Annotated in this window: 12 protein-coding genes and 1 pseudogene; 4 read left to right on the forward strand and 9 right to left on the reverse strand. The window is 73.8% G+C overall.

Annotated elements, in window-relative coordinates; translation table 11 throughout:
• Positions 1 to 134 precede the first annotated feature (134 nt).
• Positions 135 to 1,937 (reverse strand): lysine--tRNA ligase, encoded by a 1,803-nt coding sequence (gene lysS, locus ACOBQU_RS16570; RefSeq protein WP_423627784.1) that lies wholly within the window; start codon positions 1,935 to 1,937, stop codon positions 135 to 137.
• A 319-nt stretch (positions 1,938 to 2,256) separates the two neighbouring features.
• Between lysS and argS the strand changes: the two genes are divergently transcribed.
• A complete protein-coding gene (gene argS, locus ACOBQU_RS16575; RefSeq protein WP_423634545.1) occupies positions 2,257 to 4,014 on the forward strand; it encodes an arginine--tRNA ligase in 1,758 nt (585 codons plus the stop codon).
• Positions 4,015 to 4,096: 82 nt separating this feature from the next.
• Here the strand turns inward: argS and ACOBQU_RS16580 are convergent, their stop codons facing one another.
• Both ACOBQU_RS16580 and ACOBQU_RS16585 read right to left on the reverse strand, forming a co-directional pair.
• Entirely contained in the window at positions 4,097 to 5,302 is a 1,206-nt protein-coding gene (locus ACOBQU_RS16580) for a PLP-dependent aminotransferase family protein (RefSeq protein WP_423627786.1), read from the reverse strand.
• Between the two features lie 109 nt (positions 5,303 to 5,411).
• Positions 5,412 to 7,229, reverse strand: a complete 1,818-nt coding sequence (locus ACOBQU_RS16585; protein WP_423627788.1) for a helix-turn-helix domain-containing protein — start codon at positions 7,227 to 7,229, stop codon at positions 5,412 to 5,414.
• Between the two features lie 232 nt (positions 7,230 to 7,461).
• Here ACOBQU_RS16585 and ACOBQU_RS16590 point away from each other — a divergent pair, with 232 nt between their 5' ends.
• From ACOBQU_RS16590 to ACOBQU_RS16600, 3 genes are all read left to right on the forward strand, one after another.
• The gene (locus tag ACOBQU_RS16590) at positions 7,462 to 8,163 is read left to right on the forward strand and encodes a DUF4232 domain-containing protein (RefSeq protein WP_423627790.1); all 702 of its coding nucleotides are present in this window, start codon (positions 7,462 to 7,464) and stop codon (positions 8,161 to 8,163) included.
• A 98-nt stretch (positions 8,164 to 8,261) separates the two neighbouring features.
• Complete coding sequence (locus ACOBQU_RS16595; RefSeq protein ID WP_423627792.1) at positions 8,262 to 8,795, forward strand: DUF4232 domain-containing protein; 534 nt, start codon at positions 8,262 to 8,264, stop codon at positions 8,793 to 8,795.
• 164 nt (positions 8,796 to 8,959) lie between these two features.
• Positions 8,960 to 9,832, forward strand: coding sequence for an NAD(P)-dependent oxidoreductase (locus ACOBQU_RS16600; protein WP_423627793.1), 873 nt, complete (start codon positions 8,960 to 8,962; stop codon positions 9,830 to 9,832).
• A gap of 4 nt (positions 9,833 to 9,836) precedes the next feature.
• Here ACOBQU_RS16600 and ACOBQU_RS16605 read toward each other — a convergent pair whose 3' ends face one another.
• The 6 genes and pseudogenes from ACOBQU_RS16605 to ACOBQU_RS16630 form a co-directional block, all read right to left on the reverse strand.
• Positions 9,837 to 10,799, reverse strand: a complete 963-nt coding sequence (locus tag ACOBQU_RS16605; RefSeq protein WP_423627795.1) for a zinc-binding dehydrogenase — start codon at positions 10,797 to 10,799, stop codon at positions 9,837 to 9,839.
• A gap of 92 nt (positions 10,800 to 10,891) precedes the next feature.
• Positions 10,892 to 11,881, reverse strand: coding sequence for a porphobilinogen synthase (gene hemB / locus ACOBQU_RS16610; protein ID WP_423627797.1), 990 nt, complete (start codon positions 11,879 to 11,881; stop codon positions 10,892 to 10,894).
• Positions 11,882 to 12,012: 131 nt separating this feature from the next.
• Positions 12,013 to 13,691, reverse strand: a pseudogene (locus tag ACOBQU_RS16615) (uroporphyrinogen-III synthase).
• Entirely contained in the window at positions 13,688 to 14,647 is a 960-nt protein-coding gene (gene hemC / locus ACOBQU_RS16620; protein WP_423627799.1) for a hydroxymethylbilane synthase, read from the reverse strand. The pseudogene ACOBQU_RS16615 and the gene hemC overlap by 4 nt, the downstream one beginning before the upstream one ends.
• Positions 14,644 to 16,281 (reverse strand): glutamyl-tRNA reductase, encoded by a 1,638-nt coding sequence (locus ACOBQU_RS16625; RefSeq protein ID WP_423627801.1) that lies wholly within the window; start codon positions 16,279 to 16,281, stop codon positions 14,644 to 14,646. The genes hemC and ACOBQU_RS16625 overlap by 4 nt, the downstream gene beginning before the upstream one ends.
• Positions 16,278 to 17,033, reverse strand: a complete 756-nt coding sequence (locus tag ACOBQU_RS16630) for a redox-sensing transcriptional repressor Rex (RefSeq protein WP_423627803.1) — start codon at positions 17,031 to 17,033, stop codon at positions 16,278 to 16,280. Before ACOBQU_RS16630 ends, ACOBQU_RS16625 begins: the two co-directional genes overlap by 4 nt.
• Between the last annotated feature and the right edge of the window lie 51 nt (positions 17,034 to 17,084).

The raw sequence follows: 17,084 nt of genomic DNA on the forward strand, positions 1-17,084 counted from the left end.
CGTCGTGCGCGGGTCGGAACGGCGGGTAGTCCGAAGGATGCAGGTGGGAAGCAGGTGAGGACGCGGGTGAGGACGCAAGTGAGGCGGGCGCCCCGTGCCGTGGGGTGCCCGCCTCGTGTGCGTGCGGGGCGTCGTCAGGCGCCGAGGAGCTTGCGCACGCGCTCCGCGCCGACGGCGAGCAGCAGCGTGGGCAGGCGCGGCCCGGTCTCGCGGGTCACGAGCAGCCGGTAGAGGAGCGCGAAGAAGGCGCGTTGGGCGACCTTCAGCTCCGGGGTGGGCTTGGCGTCGGGGGTGAGCCCGGCCATGACCTTCGGCACGCCGTAGACGAGCGTGGTGAGGCCGTCGAGGGACCAGTGGGTGTCCAGGCCCTCCAGGAGCAGCCGCAGCGACTCGCGGCCCTCGTCGTCGAGGGAGGACAGCAGTTCGGTGTCCGGCTCGGCGCGCACGATGGTGCGGGCGTCGGCGGGCACGTAGGTGCTGATCCAGTTCTCGGCCTTGTCGAGGCGCGGGCGGACCTCGTCGAGGTCGGCCAGCGGGTTGGCCGGGTCCAGCTCGCTGAGGATGCGCAGGGTCTGGTCCTCGGCCCCGGCGGTGATGTCCGCGACGGACGCCAGCGTGCGGTACGGCATGACGCGCGGGGTGCGCGGCAGCTCACCGGCGGCGGTGCGCACGGCGCGGGAGTGCGCGGCGGCGTCGGCGGGCAGCGCGCTGCCGTCGGCGACCTTGGCCTCCAGCTTGTCCCACTCGTCGTAGAGCCGCTGGATCTCCTGGTCGAAGGCGATCTTGAAGGACTGGTTGGGCTTCCGCCGCGCGTACAGCCAGCGCAGCAGCGGCGCCTCCATGATCTTCAGGGCGTCGGCCGGGGTGGGCACGCCGCCGCGGGAGGACGACATCTTCGCCATCCCCGAGATCCCGACGAAGGCGTACATCGGGCCGATCGGCTGCGCCCCGTCGAAGATCTGCCGCACGATCTGCCCGCCGACGACGAACGACGACCCGGGCGAGGAGTGGTCCACGCCGCTCGGCTCGAAGACCACGCCCTCATAGGCCCAGCGCATGGGCCAGTCGACCTTCCAGACCAGCTTGCCGCGGTTGAACTCGCTCAGCCGCACGGTCTCGCCGAAGCCGCACGCCGTGCAGTCGTACGCCAGCTCGGTGGTGTCGTCGTCGTACGAGGTGACGGTGGTGAGGTCCTTGCCGCACTGGCCGCAGTACGGCTTGTACGGGAAGTATCCGGCGGAGCCGCCGCTGCCGTCGTCCTCGGCGGCGGCGCCGGAGCCCTCGGCGGCCTCCAGCTCGGCCTCGTCGACGGGCTTCTGCTGCTGCTTCTTGGGCTTGCCGGTGGCCTTGTCCTTGGTGCGGTACTGGTCGAGGATCGCGTCGATGTCGGCGCGGTGGCGCATGGCGTGCAGGATCTGCTCGCGGTACGCGCCCGACGTGTACTGCTCGGTCTGGCTGATGCCGTCGAACTCGACGCCCAGCTCGTCGAGCGCGGCGATCATCGCGGCCTTGAAGTGCTCGGCCCAGTTCGGGTACGAGGACCCGGCGGGCGCGGGCACGGACGTCAGGGGCTTGCCGATGTGCTCCGCCCAGGACTCGTCGACGCCGGGGACGCCCGCGGGGACCTTGCGGTAGCGGTCGTAGTCGTCCCAGGAGATCAGGTGCCGGACCTGGTGGCCGCGGCGGCGGATCTCGTCGGCGACGAGGTGCGGGGTCATGACCTCGCGCAGGTTCCCCAGGTGGATGGGGCCGGACGGGGACAGGCCGGAGGCGACCACGACCGGTTTGCCCGGGGCACGACGCTCCGACTCGGCGATGACCTCGTCCGCGTAGCGGGAGACCCAGTCGGTGGTATCGGTGCTCTGAGCCACGATCGGCGCCCTTCTTTTCCTGCCTTGGATGCCGGTACGTACGGGCGTACCGCTGGACTGGCCCATTCTCCCAGGTAGCCTCGAAACCGCGAAAACGTGTTTCTTTCCCCGCCCGCCCGCCCTTGATCGGCCTTCGGCCTCGTCCTCAAACGCCGGACGGGCTTGATGGTGGCGAGGCCGCATATGTCCAGCCCGTCCGGCGTTTGAGGACGAGCCGCGGAGCGGCGATAAACGGGGGTCCTGGGGGCGGAGCCCCCCAGTTTCGGGAAGGGGCGGGTCTGGGGCGCCCCGCGAGGGCCCCACCCGCGGCCGGAAAAACCGTTGGACCCCCCGTGAAATACTGACCGTGTCTATCCACACCCTCAAGGAGAACGGCATCCCTTCCATGGCCTCGGTCCAGTCGCTCACCGCCTCCGTCCACCAGCGCCTCGCGGACGCCCTCACGGCAGCCCTGCCGGAGGCAGCCCCCGCCGACCCGCTGCTGCGACGCAGCGACCGAGCCGACTACCAGGCCAACGGCATCCTCGCCCTGGCCAAGAAGCAGAAGGCCAACCCCCGCGACCTGGCCGCCCAGGTGGTCGCGGCGATCGACGCGCCGGACCTGCTGAAGGACGTCGAGGTCTCCGGCCCCGGCTTCCTGAACATCACGGTGACGGACGAGGCGATCACCAGGACGCTGGCCGCCCGCGCCGCCGACGGCGACCGTCTCGGCGTACCCGTGAAGGCCGAGCCGGGCGTCACGGTCATCGACTACGCCCAGCCGAACGTGGCGAAGGAGATGCACGTCGGCCACCTGCGCTCGGCGGTCATCGGCGACGCCCTGCGCGGCATGATCGACTTCACCGGCGAGAAGACGGTCGGCCGCCACCACATCGGCGACTGGGGCACGCAGTTCGGCATGCTGATCCAGTACCTGATCGAGCACCCGGGCGAGCTGGCCCCGGCCGACGAGGTCGACGGCGAGCAGGCCATGTCGAACCTGAACCGGATCTACAAGGCCTCGCGCGCGGTCTTCGACGCGGACGAGGACTTCAAGGAGCGGGCCCGCAAGCGGGTCGTCGCCCTCCAGTCCGGCGACGAGGAGACCCTGGAGCTGTGGCAGCGGTTCGTGGACGAGTCGAAGGTCTACTTCTCCTCGGTCTTCGAGAAGCTGGACATGGAGATCCGCGACGAGGAGATCGTCGGCGAGTCCGCGTACAACGACATGATGGCCGAGACGGCCCGCATGCTTGAGGAGTCGGGCGTCGCGGTCCGCTCCGAGGGCGCGCTCGTCGTGTTCTTCGACGACATCAAGGGCAAGGACGACAAGCCGGTCCCGCTGATCGTGCAGAAGGCCGACGGCGGCTTCGGCTACGCGGCCTCCGACCTGTCGGCGATCCGCGACCGCGTCTTCGGCCTGGGCGCGACGACGCTGCTGTACGTGGTGGACGTGCGCCAGACGCTGCACTTCCGGATGGTCTTCGAGACGGCCCGGCGCGCGGGCTGGCTGAACGACGACGTCACCGCGCACAACATGGGCTACGGCACGGTCCTCGGCGCGGACGGCAAGCCGTTCAAGACGCGTGAGGGCGAGACCGTGCGGCTTCAGGACCTGCTCGACGAGGCGGTGCAGCGCGCCGCCGAGGTCGTGCGCGAGAAGGCGCGGGACCTCACGGAGGACGAGATCCAGGAGCGGGCCGCGCAGGTCGGCATCGGCGCGGTGAAGTACGCGGACCTGTCCACGTCGCCGAACCGCGACTACAAGTTCGACCTGGACCAGATGGTGTCGCTCAACGGCGACACGTCGGTCTACCTCCAGTACGCGTACGCCCGTATCCAGTCGATCCTGCGCCGGGCGGGCGACGCGAAGCCGGTCGCGCACCCGGAGCTGGAGCTGGCCCCGGCGGAGCGGGCGCTCGGCCTGCACCTGGACGCGTTCGGCGACACGGTCTTCGAGGCCGCCGCGGAGTACGCCCCGCACAAGCTGGCCGCGTACTTGTACCAGCTCGCGTCGCTGTACACGGCGTTCTACGACAAGTGCCCGGTCCTGAAGGCGGACACCCCCGCCCAGGTCGAGAACCGCCTGTTCCTCTGCGACCTGACGGCCCGCACCCTCCACCAGGGCATGGCCCTCCTGGGCATCAGGACCCCCGACCGCCTCTGACGGACGCCTCTGACGCCTCTGGCTGACGCTGACGCCTTGGGACCAGCCGCCCGCCCTGCCGCGGGCGGCTGGTGGGCGACCGCTACCCCAGCCCCAGCCGAAGCCTGCGCAGCCCCTCCGCGATCTCGTCGGGCGTCTGCGTCACGAAGCAGAGGCGCAGGGTCGCCGGGTCGGCGGGCCCGGCGAAGAACGGCGCCCCCGGCACGTACGCCACATCGTGGGCGACGACGGCCCGCAGCCGCTCGGCGGCGTCGTACCCGTCCGGCAGCCGCACCCACAGGAACATCCCGCCCTCGGGCCGGTTCCAGATGGAGCCCTCGGGAAGCGCGCCGGGCAGCCCCGCGAGCATGGCGTCACGCCGCTCCCCGTACGCGGCGGCGACCCGCGCCACGTGCGCGTCCAGGTCGTACCGCTCCAGGTACCACGCGGCGGCGAGCTGGTTGACGGTCGGCGTGTGCAGGTCGGCGGCCTGCTTGGCGATGGCGCAGGCGCGCCGCAGCGCGGCGGGCGCGCGCAGCCAGCCGAGCCGCAGACCCGGCGCCATGACCTTGGAGAAGCTGCCGAGCAGCGCGGTGCGGTCCTCGGCGCCGGGGTGCGCGGCGATCCACGGCACCCGCTCGCCCTCGAAGCGCAGCTCCCCGTACGGGTCGTCCTCGACGAGCCACAGGCCGTGCCGCCCGGCGACCTCGGCGACGGCGGCGCGCCGCTCGGCGGGCATGGTCCGGCCGGTGGGGTTCTGGAACGTGGGCACCGTGTACAGGAGCTTGGGCCGGTGCTCGGTGATGAGCGCGGCCAGGGCGGCGGGGTCGACGCCGTGCTCGTCGCCGGGCACCGCCACGACGCGCGCGCCCGCGAACGCGAACACCTGGAGCGCCGCCAGGTAGCAGGGGTTCTCCACGAGCACGGTGTCGCCGGGCTCGACGAGGGCGGTGGCGAGCAGCGAGAGCGCCTGCTGGGAGCCGGTGGTGACGAGCAGGTCGTCGGCGTCGGTGGCCAGGCCGCGCGCGCTGTACCGGGCGGCTATGGCGGCGCGCAGCGCGGGCTCGCCCTCGGTCGTCGCGTACTGGAGGGCCTGGCCGGGCCGTTCGGCGAGGACGGCCTGGTACGCGGCGGCGACGCCCGCGCTGTCGAAGAACTCGGGCGCGGGCAGGCCGCCCGCGAAGTTGATGACCTCGGGGCGGGCGGTGACCGCGAGGATGTCCCGTACCGGTGAGCCGCCGATGGCGGCGGCGCGCGCGGCGAGCGGCGGCGTGGGGGCATCGGTGGCGGGCCTGGTGGTGACGGTCATCGCGGTTCCCTCTCGGTCCGTGGGCTCCGGGCAGGGTAGGCAGGTGACCGCCGCCCGCGACAGGCTTTTCGCGATGCGGACGGCGGGCCGGGGCGGGCGGCGGGGCCCGTCACCGCTGGGTCGTGCGCGGCTGCCACTTGGTGGCGCCGGGCGGGCGCACATAGGTGGGCCGCCCCTCGGCGGAGCTGGTGCGGAACGGCTTGCCCGCGACGTCGATGGGCAGCGTCCCGGTGCGGCCGCCGCTGGACCACTGGAGGTCGAGGGACCACAGCACGTCGTAGTTCGTGGTGTTGACCTCGATGTAGAAGACCTCGGGGTCGGACTCGCTGACCTTGTAGGGGAAGTTCCGCTGGCCGCCCTTGGGGGTGACGACGGGCTGCGCCGCGTCGAGGTCGACGGCGAAGGACTTCGTGCCGACGGGCCCGCCGCAGCCCTCGCCGGACACATAGCTGTTCCACGCGGGGGGCGCGCTCTTGCGGCGTACGTCGACGTCGAGGCGTTCCAGTACGACGGTGTCCTTGCCGGTGCCCTGGAGGGTGACCTCGATGTAGCCGCCGCCCGCCTGGATGCCGCCCATGGCCTTGACCCAGGTCGGCGCCTCCGCCTCGGAGGGGGGCCGCAGGACGGCGCCGGGCTCGCGGTCGATCAGGAACGTCTGGCTGCACGGGCTCGGGTAGTAGGGGAAGGGCCGGACGTGGGCCGTGACGGGGGGCGTGCCGCTGTCGGGCCGTGCGGCGCCGGACGGGGCGCCCGCGCCCGCGCGTCCGCCGCCCGAGGAGGAAGTGGCGCCCTTGCCGCCGCCCGTCGCCCCGCCGTCCCGCGACCGCTCGCCCTTGCCGCCCTTGCCGTCCTTCTCGGCCTTGCCGGGCTCGTCCTTGGCGGACGGCGTGGCGGACGGGTCCTTCCGCGGGGCGCGCCCGGCACCGGACCCGTCGCCCCGCGCGGAGGGCGCGGCCCCCTCGGCCACCTGCTTGCGCCCGCCGTCCTTCCCGTCGGAGGCCCCCTGAAGGGCGAGGGCGGTACCCCCGAGCGCGAGAACGACCCCGACGGCCCCGACCACGGCGAGCCGCCGCCTGCGGGGGGAGGTGCGGGTGTCGGCTGGGCGGGGGTGGCGGGTGACTTCGGGTACGGGTTCGGGTTCGGGGGGCGTGGGGCTCTCTGGTGTCGGGTGGGACCCGGAGGCCGGGCTGGGCTCTGGGGCCGGGCGGGGCTCGGAGGCGGGGTGGGACCCGGAGGCCGGGCTGGGCCCGGAGGCCGGGCTAGGCGCGGAGGCGGTGTGGGACGCGGAGGCCGGGCTGGGCTCGGAGGCGGGCTTGAAGCCGGACGCCGGGCCGGGCTCGGGGGCCGGGTGGGACGCGGGTGTCCGGCGGGACCCCGAGGCCGGGCTGACGTCAGACGCCGGGCCGGGCTCGGACGCCGGGTGAGGCCCGGGCGCCGGGCGGGGCTCGGACGCCGGGCGGGGCTCGGGCTGACGACCCGGCTCCGGCTCGGCGGCGGCTGCGGCTGCGGCTGCGGCCTCCGGCCGTGACTCCGGCTCGGCGGCGGCCCCGACCTCAGGCTGCGACGGCGACTGCGGCTGCGACGGCGGCTGCGGCCCGCGCTCGGCCCCTGCCGCCGTGGCCTCCGCCGCCGTGGCCGACGCGGCCCCCGCCGCCCCGGCCCCGGTCGCTCCGGTCTCCGCCTTCCGCCCCCGCGTCGCGTCCGCCAGGATCCACCGCCGGTGCAGCTCCACCATCTCGTCCGGCGTGGCCTTGCACAGCCGGGCGAACCGCTCCACCGGGGCGAACTCCGTCGGTACGGCCGTGCCGTTCACATAGCGGTGCAGCGTCGACGTACTCACGTGCAGCCGCTTGGCCAGCACCCCGTAGCTGAGCCCCGACCGCTGCTTGAGCTCCGTCAGCAGCTCGGCGAAGTCTGCCGCGCCCACCGTTCCTCCGTCCCGCCCCGCCATTCCAGGCACCGCACGTTTCCCCAGGTCAGAGCCGTTGTGACCGTTCCAGTGTCCCGTACTCCCCCGGCACGCTGGCCCCCGGGACACAACGGCGTCCATGCTTCAGCCATCCAAGCACGCCGCCCCGGCCCCCTGGCCAGGCGGCTCGCTGCACCCCCGTGCCCCCTCCCATGACATCCCATGTCACCCACCCACGAAGGGACCTTCCATGCGCACCCGCATGTTCGCCGCCGCCGCTGTCGCGCTCGCCGCGCTGTCACTCACGGCGTGCGGCAAGGACGACGGGGTACGGGACGAAGGCGCCTCCAAGCCCACGAAGTCCTCGGCGGCCTCAGGCTCCTCGGAGTCGGCCGGGGCGGCGGGCGGCGCCGCCCAGGGCACCGGCGGTTCCAGCAGCGCCACCGCCACCGGCGGCAAGGGGCAGGGCTCGGCGTCCGGCGGCGGCAAGGACGGGGCCGCCGCCAAGAACCCCGGGGCCGCCAAGGACCCGGGCGCCCCGGCCAACCGCGTGCCCTGCACCGCCGACAACACCTCGGTCACCGCGACCCCGGTCCAGCGCCCGCTGAACCACATGCTGATCACCGTCACGAACACCGGCTCCGCGCTGTGCGACCTGGCGGGCCACCCGGTCCTCAAGTTCGAGGGCGCCCAGTCCGTGCCGCCGGTCGTCGAGGACAGCAAGCCGCAGGCGGTCACCACGCTGAAGCCGGGCGCCAAGGGCTACGCCGCCGCGATCCTGTCGGCGGGCGACGGCAGCGGCGGCGAGGGCCGCACCGCGCGGAGCCTCCAGGTCGGCTTCCAGGGCAGCGACCGCATGGCGGACGCCGCGCTCCCGGCCAAGGGCGTGCACATCGACGACTCGCTGCGCGTCACGTACTGGCTGACCAGCCCGGCCGACGCGCTCAACTGACCACCACCCCGACCGGCCACCCGGCCGGTCCCGAACCCGAACCCGAACCCGAACCCGAACCACCGCACCACCGAACCCACAGAAGGAACAGGACCGACATGCGCCAGAACCGCCGCACCACCGCCGCCCTCCTCACCCTCACCGCCGCGCTCTCCCTGACCGCCCTCGCCGGTACGTCGGCGACGGCCGCGCCCGCCAAGAAGGCCGCCGCACCGGCCGCCTGCACCGCCGCCACCACCAAGGTCACCGTCAAGAAGGTCGACCGCCCGGTCAACCACCTGCTCCTGACGGCCAAGAACACCGGCACGAAGACCTGCGTCGCGTACAACGCCCCGTTCCTGCGCTTCGACCAGGCCCAGTCCGCCACCCGCGTCCTCGACGCGAGCGTCCCGCAGGCCGTCGTCACCCTGAAGCCGGGCCAGTCCGCGTACGCGGCCATCGGCACGTCGTCGCCGGAGGGCACGGGCGGCCACCAGGCCAAGAACCTCGGCGTGCTGTTCTCCAACCGGGCGATGACCGGCGGCGCGGGCTCCACGACGTACCCGAAGCTCCCGGCGGGCGGCGTCTACGTGGACAGCTCGGCCTTCGTCACCTACTGGCAGTCCACGGCGGCCGACGCCCTGAAGTGGTAGCCCGGCCCTGACACCACCCCGTGTGCCCCGACCCGCCGTCGGGGCACACACGTACCCACCTTTCTGTAAGTACTGCACTAAATAGTCGGTACTTGTCCGGCCCACCGTGCGATCGGAGGATCGAGGACAGCACCCCACCCCACAGCCCCTCCGAAGGAGCTCCCGTGTCCGCGAAGTCCTCCGTATCCGTCCTCAGCCTCGGCAACATGGGCACCGCCCTGGCCGCCGCGCTCGTCCGGGCGGGCCACGCGACCACGGTCTGGAACCGCACGGCCGCGAAGACGGGCCCCCTGGTGGCCCAGGGCGCGACCCCGGCGGAGACGGCCGCCGACGCTGTCACCGCCAGCCCCCTGGTGATCGCCTGCCTCACGCACAACGACACCGTCCGCGCCCTCTTCGAGCCGCTCGCCGCCGAGCTGCGCGGCCGCACCCTGGTGAACACCACCAACGGCACCCCCGCGCAGGCGCGCGAGCTGGCGGCGTGGGCGGCGAAGCACGACATCCGTTACGTCGACGCCGGGATCATGGCGATCCCCCCGATGATCGCGACGCCGGGCGCGTACGTCCTCTACAGCGGCGACCGGGCGGCGTACGAGACGCACCGCGAGACCCTGGCCGCGCTGGCGGACACCAAGTGGGTCGGCGAGAACGCGGGGCTCGCGGCGCTGTGGGACCTGTCGCTGCTCACCGGCATGTACGGGATGGTCATGGGCGTGGCGCAGGCGTTCGCGATGACCGGGGCGGCGGGCGTGCCGCCGAAGGAGTTCGCGCCGCTGCTGTCCGAGTGGATCATCGCGATGGTCCACGGCAACGTCCCCGGCACGGCGGCGGCCCTGGAGTCCGGTCGGCACCTGACGGACGTGTCCAGCCTGGAGGTGAACCAGGCGGCGTTCCCGAACCTGCTCGCGGCGTTCGCGGACGCGGGCGTCAGCGACGAGCTGTTCGCGGGCGTGCAGCCGCTCCTGGACCGGGCGGTGGCCGAGGGGCACGGGGCCGACGGCCTGTCCCGGCTGGCCGAACTCCTGCGGCGGGACTAGCCGTTCAGGGGACGAGCACGACCTTGCCGGTGGTCTCCCTGCGCTCCAGGGCGGCGTGGACCTCGGCGGCGTGGGCGAGCGGGAAGGACTGGACGGCCGGGACGAGGTCGCCGCGCGCGGCGGCGTCCAGGGCGCGGCGCTCGTGGCCGGGCCGGTCGCCGGGCCGCGCGAGCAGCTCCTCCAGGGCGTTGACGTAGGCGACCCGGTCCGTGTCGGGCCGGAACTCGACCTGGGACGCGGAGCCGATGGACACGAACCGCCCGCCGTCCCGGACCAGCGCGCAGGCGCGGGCCGCCGGGTCACCGCCGACGCCGTCGATGACGGCGCTCAACGGCCGCTCGGCGCCGAGGAGTTCGCGCACGGCCCCGTCCCAGCCGCCCCTCCGGTAGTCGACGGCGTCGGCGCCGAGCCCCCGTACGTCGGCGACCTTGGCGGGACCGCCCGCCGCCCCCACCACGGTGGCCCCCACGGCGAGCGCGTGCTGGACGACGAGCCGCCCGACACCCCCGGCGGCGGAGGTCACCAGCACCACGTCGTCAGCGGTGAGGCGGGCGAGGTCGAGCAGGGCGACCGTGGTGGCGCCGGTGACGACCATGGCGACGGCGTCCTGGAACCCGAGCCCCTCGGGCAGGGGGTGGACGTGGCCGACGTCGGCGACGGCCAGCTCGGCGTAGCCGCCGGGCGTGCCGAAGGCGGTCACCACGGACCGCCCGAGCCAGGCGCCGTCGGTGCCGGGGCCCACCGCGTCGACGACCCCGGCGACCTCGCCGCCGAAGACGGCGGGCAGTTCGGGCAGCGGCGGCGCCAGCTCACTGGCGGCGCCCGCCCGCATCACGGTCTCGATGAAGTGGACTCCGGCCGCCCGTACGGCGATCCGGACCTGGCCGGGCCCCGGTTCGGGGTCCGGCAGGGTCTCGTAGCGAAGGTTGCGAGCGGGACCGAACTCGCGCAGTACGACGGCGTGCATCTGGGGCCTCCCCGAGTGGGCGACGGACGACATGACGCACCCCACCCTGTGACCTCAACCAATGTTGAGGTCAAGCGCGGCCCGGAGCGGGCTCAGAGCTGCCGCGCCACCTCGGTGGCCCAGTAGGTGAGGATCATGTCGGCCCCGGCGCGCTTGATGCCGAGCAGCGCCTCCATGATCGCCTTGTCGCGCTCGATCCACCCGCGCTCGGCGGCGGCCTCGATCATCGCGTACTCGCCGGAGATCTGGTACGCGGCGACGGGCACGTCCGCGTGCTGGGCGACCTTCGCGAGGATGTCGAGGTAGGGCCCGGCGGGCTTCACCATCACCATGTCGGCGCCCTCCTCCAGGTCGAGCGCCAGCTCCCGCAGGGACTCGGCGGTGTTGGCCGGGTCCTGCTGGTAGGTCTTGCGGTCGCCCTTCAGGGACGACCCGACCGCCTCGCGGAAGGGCCCGAAGAACGCGGAGGAGTACTTGACGGTGTACGCGAGCACCGACACGTCCTCGTGCCCGGTCTGGTCCAGCGCGTCACGGATGACGCCGACCTGGCCGTCCATCATGCCGCTCGGCCCCACCACGTGCGCGCCCGCGTCGGCCTGCACCTGCGCCATCTCCGCGTACCGCTCAAGCGTCGCGTCGTTGTCGACGCGGCCCTGAGCGTCGAGCACCCCGCAGTGCCCGTGATCCGTCGTCTCGTCGAGGCACAGGTCGGACATCACGATGAGGTCGTCCCCGACCTCGGCCCGCACGTCGCGGATCGCGACCTGGAGGATCCCGTCCGGGTCAGTGCCCGGCGTGCCGACGGCGTCCTTCTTCGACTCCTCCGGCACCCCGAAGAGCATGATCCCGGAGACCCCCGCCTCCAGGGCCTCCACGGCCGCCTTCTTCAGCGTGTCCCGGGTGTGCTGCACCACGCCCGGCATGGACGCGATCGGCACGGGCTCACTGATCCCCTCCCGCACGAACGCGGGCAGGATCAGATCGGCCGGATGCAGCCGCGTCTCGGCGACCATGCGGCGCATCGCGGGCGTCGTACGCAGCCGACGGGGCCGCGCCCCGGGAAACGAACCGTAAGAACTCACTGTTGCCTCCAAGATTTCAGCCCGTCCGGCGTGTGAGGACGAGCCGCGAAGCGGCAATAAGGCGGGGGTCCAGGGGCGGCAGCCCCCTGGTTTCGGGAAGGGGCGGGATTGGGGAGCCCCCGGCAGGGCCCCTACGGCGCCGCCGCCCGCCGCCGCCGCGCCCCCGGCCGCCGCTCACTCGGCCGCGTCACGGGCTCCCCGGCCTCAAGCGCCGCCGCCCGCCGCCGCGCCCCGAACTCCGCGAGCGCCGCCGCCAGCTTGTGCACCGACGGCTCCGGAGCCATGACGTCCACCCGCAGCCCGTGCTCCTCCGCGGTCTTCGCGGTGGCGGGCCCGATGCAGGCGATGACGGTCACGTTGTGCGGCTTCCCGGCGATGCCGACCAGGTTGCGCACCGTGCTGCTGGACGTGAAGAGCACGGCGTCGAAGCCACCGCCCTTGATGGCCTCCCGGGTCTCCGCGGGCGGCGGCGAGGCCCGCACGGTCCGGTAGGCGGTGACGTCGTCGACCTCCCAGCCGAGGTCGATCAGCCCGGCGACCAGCGTCTCGGTGGCGATGTCGGCCCGAGGCAGGAAGACCCGGTCGATGGGATCGAAAACGGGGTCATAAGGCGGCCAGTCCTCAAGCAGCCCCGCCGCCGACTGCTCCCCGCTGGGCACCAGGTCCGGCTTCACGCCGAAGGCGACGAGCGCGGCGGCGGTCTGCTCGCCCACGGCGGCGACCTTGATGCCCGCGAACGCGCGCGCGTCGAGCCCGTACTCCTCGAACTTCTCCCGCACCGCCTTGACCGCGTTCACCGACGTGAAGGCGATCCACTCGTACCGGCCGGTGACGAGCCCCTTCACGGCCCGCTCCATCTGCTGGGGCGTGCGCGGCGGCTCGACGGCGATCGTCGGCACCTCGTGCGGCACCGCGCCGTACGAACGGAGCTGGTCGGAGAGCGACGCCGCCTGCTCCTTGGTGCGCGGCACGAGCACCCGCCACCCGAAGAGCGGCTTGGACTCGAACCACGAGAGCTGGTCGCGCTGGGCGGCGGCGGAGCGCTCACCGACCACGGCTATGACGGGCTGGCCCCCGTCCGGCGACGGGAGGACCTTCGCCTGCTTGAGGACCTGCGCGATGCTGCCGAGCGTGGCCGTCCAGGTGCGCTGGCGCGTCGTGGTGCCCGCGACCGTCACCGTCAGGGGCGTGTCGGGCTTGCGGCCCGCGGTCACCAGCTCACCGGCGGCCGCGGCCACCGCGTCCAGGGACGTCGACACCACCACGGTCCCGTCGGACGCGCCGACCTCGCTCCAGCAGCGGTCCGACGCCGTGCGGGCGTCGACGAAGCGCACGTCCGTGCCCTGCGGGTCGCGCAGCGGCACCCCCGCGTAGGCGGGCACGCCGACGGCGGCCGCGATGCCCGGCACCACCTCGAAGGGGATGCCCTCGGCGGCGCAGGCCAGCATCTCCTGGGCGGCGTCCGTGTCCAGGCCCGGATCGCCGCCCACCGCACGCACGACCCGCCTGCCGCCCCGCGCGGCCTCCATGACAAGATTGGCGGCAGCCTCGGACGGGGCTTTCGCCGCCGCCTCGGCGCTGACTGACGTGTCGTCAGGCGCGCTGCCGTCCTGCGCGAGAGGTGTGTCTACACCCCCCGCGCGTGCACCCGGACGACATCGAGGACATCCGGCTCGGCGATCAGCACGTCCGCTCGGGCCAGCGCCTCGACGGCGCGCAGGGTCAGCAGTCCCGGATCTCCGGGACCGGCACCGAGGAAGGTGACGTGCCCGTGTGCGGGAAGGCCGGGAAGGTTCGAGGTGGGGCTCAAAGTGCTCGCTCCCCCATCAGACCGGCCGCGCCCTTGGCGAGCATCTCGGCGGCGAGTTCCCGCCCGAGCGCTGTCGCCTGGTCTTCCGTTTCGGGCACGGGACCGGTGGTGGACAGGCACACCAGCGACGAGCCGTCGGTGGCACCGACGACGCCCCGCAGGCGCATTTCCTTGACAATCTGCCCGTCGGCCAGGAGGTCGGCCAGCGCGCCCACGGGCGCGCTGCAACCGGCTTCCAGGGCGGCGAGCAGGGACCGCTCGGCGGTCACGGCGACCCGCGTGAACGGGTCGTCGAGCTCCGCGAGCGTGGCGGCGAGGTCCGCGCGGGACGCGGCGCACTCGATCGCCAGGGCCCCCTGGCCGGGGGCGGGCAGAACCACGTCGACCGACAGGAAGTCGGTCACCTCGTCGATCCGGCCGACGCGGCTGAGGCCCGCGGCGGCCAGGACGACGGCGTCGAGCTCTCCGCCGCGGACGTATCCGACGCGGGTGTCGATGTTGCCGCGGATCGGCACGGTCTCTATGGACAGTCCGTGAGCGCGGGCGTACGCGTTGAGCTGCGCCATGCGCCGCGGCGAACCGGTGCCCACACGGGCCCCGGCGGGCAGCTCGGCGAACGTCAGACCGTCCCGCGCCACCAGCACGTCCCGCGGGTCCTCGCGCACCGGCACCGCGGCCAGCACCAGGTCCGGGGACTGGGCCGTCGGCAGGTCCTTCAGCGAGTGCACCGCGAAGTCGACCTCACCGGCCCGCAGCGCGTCACGCAGCGCGGTGGCGAACACGCCGGTGCCGCCGATCTGCGCCAGGTGCTCGCGCGAGGTGTCGCCGTACGTGGTGATCTCGACCAGCTCGACCTCGCGGCCGGTCAACTGCCGGACCTGCTCGGCCACCTGGCCGGACTGGGCCATGGCCAGCCTGCTGCGCCTGGTCCCGAGCCGGAGTGCGCTCTGGGTCATGCGCGGCCTCGCTTCGCTTCGTCGTTCTCGTACTGCTGGTCGTGCCGGGGGTCGTGCTGGGGGTCGGGCTGGTTGCGGGCGCCGGGGAGGTCGGCGCGGGAGACGGCCGCGACCGTCTCCGGGTCCAGGTCGAAGAGCGTGCGCAGCGCGTCCGCGTACCCGGCGCCGCCGGGCTCGCTGGCCAGCTGCTTCACCCGCACCGTCGGCGCGTGCAGCAGCTTGTCGACGACGCGCTTCACGGTCTGCGTGATCTCCGCGCGCTCCTTGTCGCCGAGCCCCGGAAGCCGCCCGTCGAGCCGGGCGATCTCGCTGGTCACCACGGACGCGGCCATGGTGCGCAGCGCCACCACGGTCGGCGCGACGTGCGCGGCCCGCTGGGCGGCGCCGAACGCGGCGACCTCGTCGGAGACGATTCCGCGTACGGCGTCCACGTCGGCGGCCATCGGCGCGTCCGCGGAGGCCTCGGCGAGCGACTCGATGTCGACGAGCCGGACGTGCTCCACGCGGTGCGCGGCCGCGTCGATGTCCCGGGGCATGGCCAGGTCGAGCAGCGCGAGCGCGACGGGCCGCGCCGCCCTGGCGCTCCCCGTGCCGCCGCCGTGCCGCACGGGGCCGCCGCCGACCGCCGGGCTGTTCCCGACGAGCGCGGCGTGCTGCTCGTACGCCGTGGCGTCGCCGACCCTCTCCTGCCGCCGGTGCTCCTCGTGCGCGGGGCCCGGGGCGGGCTCGGCGGTGGGCGCCGGGATGACGCAGGCGTCGTCCGCGCAGGCCTCCGACGCGTCGCCGCCGGGCGCGGGACGGCCCGCGACCGCCGCGGCCACGTCGGCGCCGGTGAGCACGAGCCCCGTCGCGCCGGTACAGGAAACGGCCACGTCGGCACGTGTCAGTTCGGCGGCCACCGCGTCCATCGGCACCGCGCGGGCCCGCACGCCCGTGCCGCCCTCGGCGAGGATCTGGGCGAGCCGCTCGGCCCGCTCGAAGGTGCGGTTGGCGATGACGACCTCGTCGACGCCGCAGCGGGCGAGGGTCGCGGCGGCGAGCGAGGACATGGAGCCCGCGCCGATCACCAGGGCCCGCTTGCCCTTGGCCCACACGTCCACCGGCTCGCGCCCGGCCAGCTGCTCCAGGCCGAACGTGACCAGGGACTGCCCGGCGCGGTCGATGCCGGTCTCCGAGTGGGCCCGCTTGCCGACCCGCAGCGCCTGCTGGAACAGGTCGTTCAGCAGGCGGCCCGCGGTGTGCAGGTCCTGCGCGCGGGCCAGCGCGTCCTTGATCTGGCCGAGGATCTGGCCCTCGCCGACGACCATCGAGTCAAGCCCGCACGCCACGGAGAACAGGTGGTGAACCGCCCGGTCCTCGTAGTGCACGTACAGATAGGGGGTCAGCTCGTCCAGGCTCACGCCGCTGTGCCGCGCGAGCAGCGTCGACAGCTCGGCGACGCCCGCGTGGAACTTGTCGACGTCCGCGTACAGCTCGATGCGGTTGCAGGTGGCGAGCACCGCGGCCTCGGCGGCGGGCTCGGCGGCCAGCGTGTCCTGAAGCAGCGCGGCACCGGCGTCGGGCGTGAGCGCGGCCCGCTCCAGGACGCTCACCGGGGCGCTGCGGTGGCTGAGGCCTACGACGAGAAGACTCATGCCGGCATCACCGCGGGGACGTCCCCGTCGGGCCCCTTGCGCTCCTCCTTGGCCGCGGCGGGCGCGGCGGCACCGGCCTCGGCGCCCTCCTCGCCCGCCTTGCGCTGCTCGTGGAAGGCGAGGATCTGGAGTTCGATGGAGAGGTCGACCTTGCGCACGTCGACGCCGTCCGGGACGGACAGGACGGTCGGCGCGAAGTTCAGGATGGAGGTGACGCCCGCGGCGACGAGCCGGTCGCACACCTGCTGGGCGGCCCCGGCGGGCGTCGCGATGACGCCGATGGAGACACCGTTGTCCGTGATGATCCGCTCGAGGTCGTCGGTGTGCTGCACCGGCATGCCCGCGACGGGCTTGCCCGCCATCGCCGGATCGGCGTCGATCAGCGCGGCCACGCGGAAGCCGCGCGAGGCGAACCCGCCGTAATTGGCCAGCGCGGCGCCGAGGTTGCCGATGCCGACGATGACAACCGGCCAGTCCTGGGTCAGGCCGAGCTCGCGGGAGATCTGGTAGACGAGGTACTCGACGTCGTAGCCCACACCGCGCGTTCCGTACGAGCCGAGGTACGAGAAATCCTTGCGCAGCTTCGCGGAGTTGACCCCCGCGGCGGCCGCCAGCTCCTCGGAGGAGACCGTGGGCACGGAGCGCTCCGACAGTGCGGTCAGCGCCCTCAGGTACAGCGGAAGCCTGGCGACGGTGGCCTCGGGAATCCCTCGGCTACGGGTCGCCGGTCGGTGAGTTCGGCCAGTTGCCACGGTGCTCCTGCGGGTAGAGCGGGGCTGCGGGCGGACTGGTGCCACGCGTCG

The sequence above is a fragment of the Streptomyces sp. G45 genome, from assembly GCF_049542095.1.
Lineage (GTDB): Bacteria > Actinomycetota > Actinomycetes > Streptomycetales > Streptomycetaceae > Streptomyces.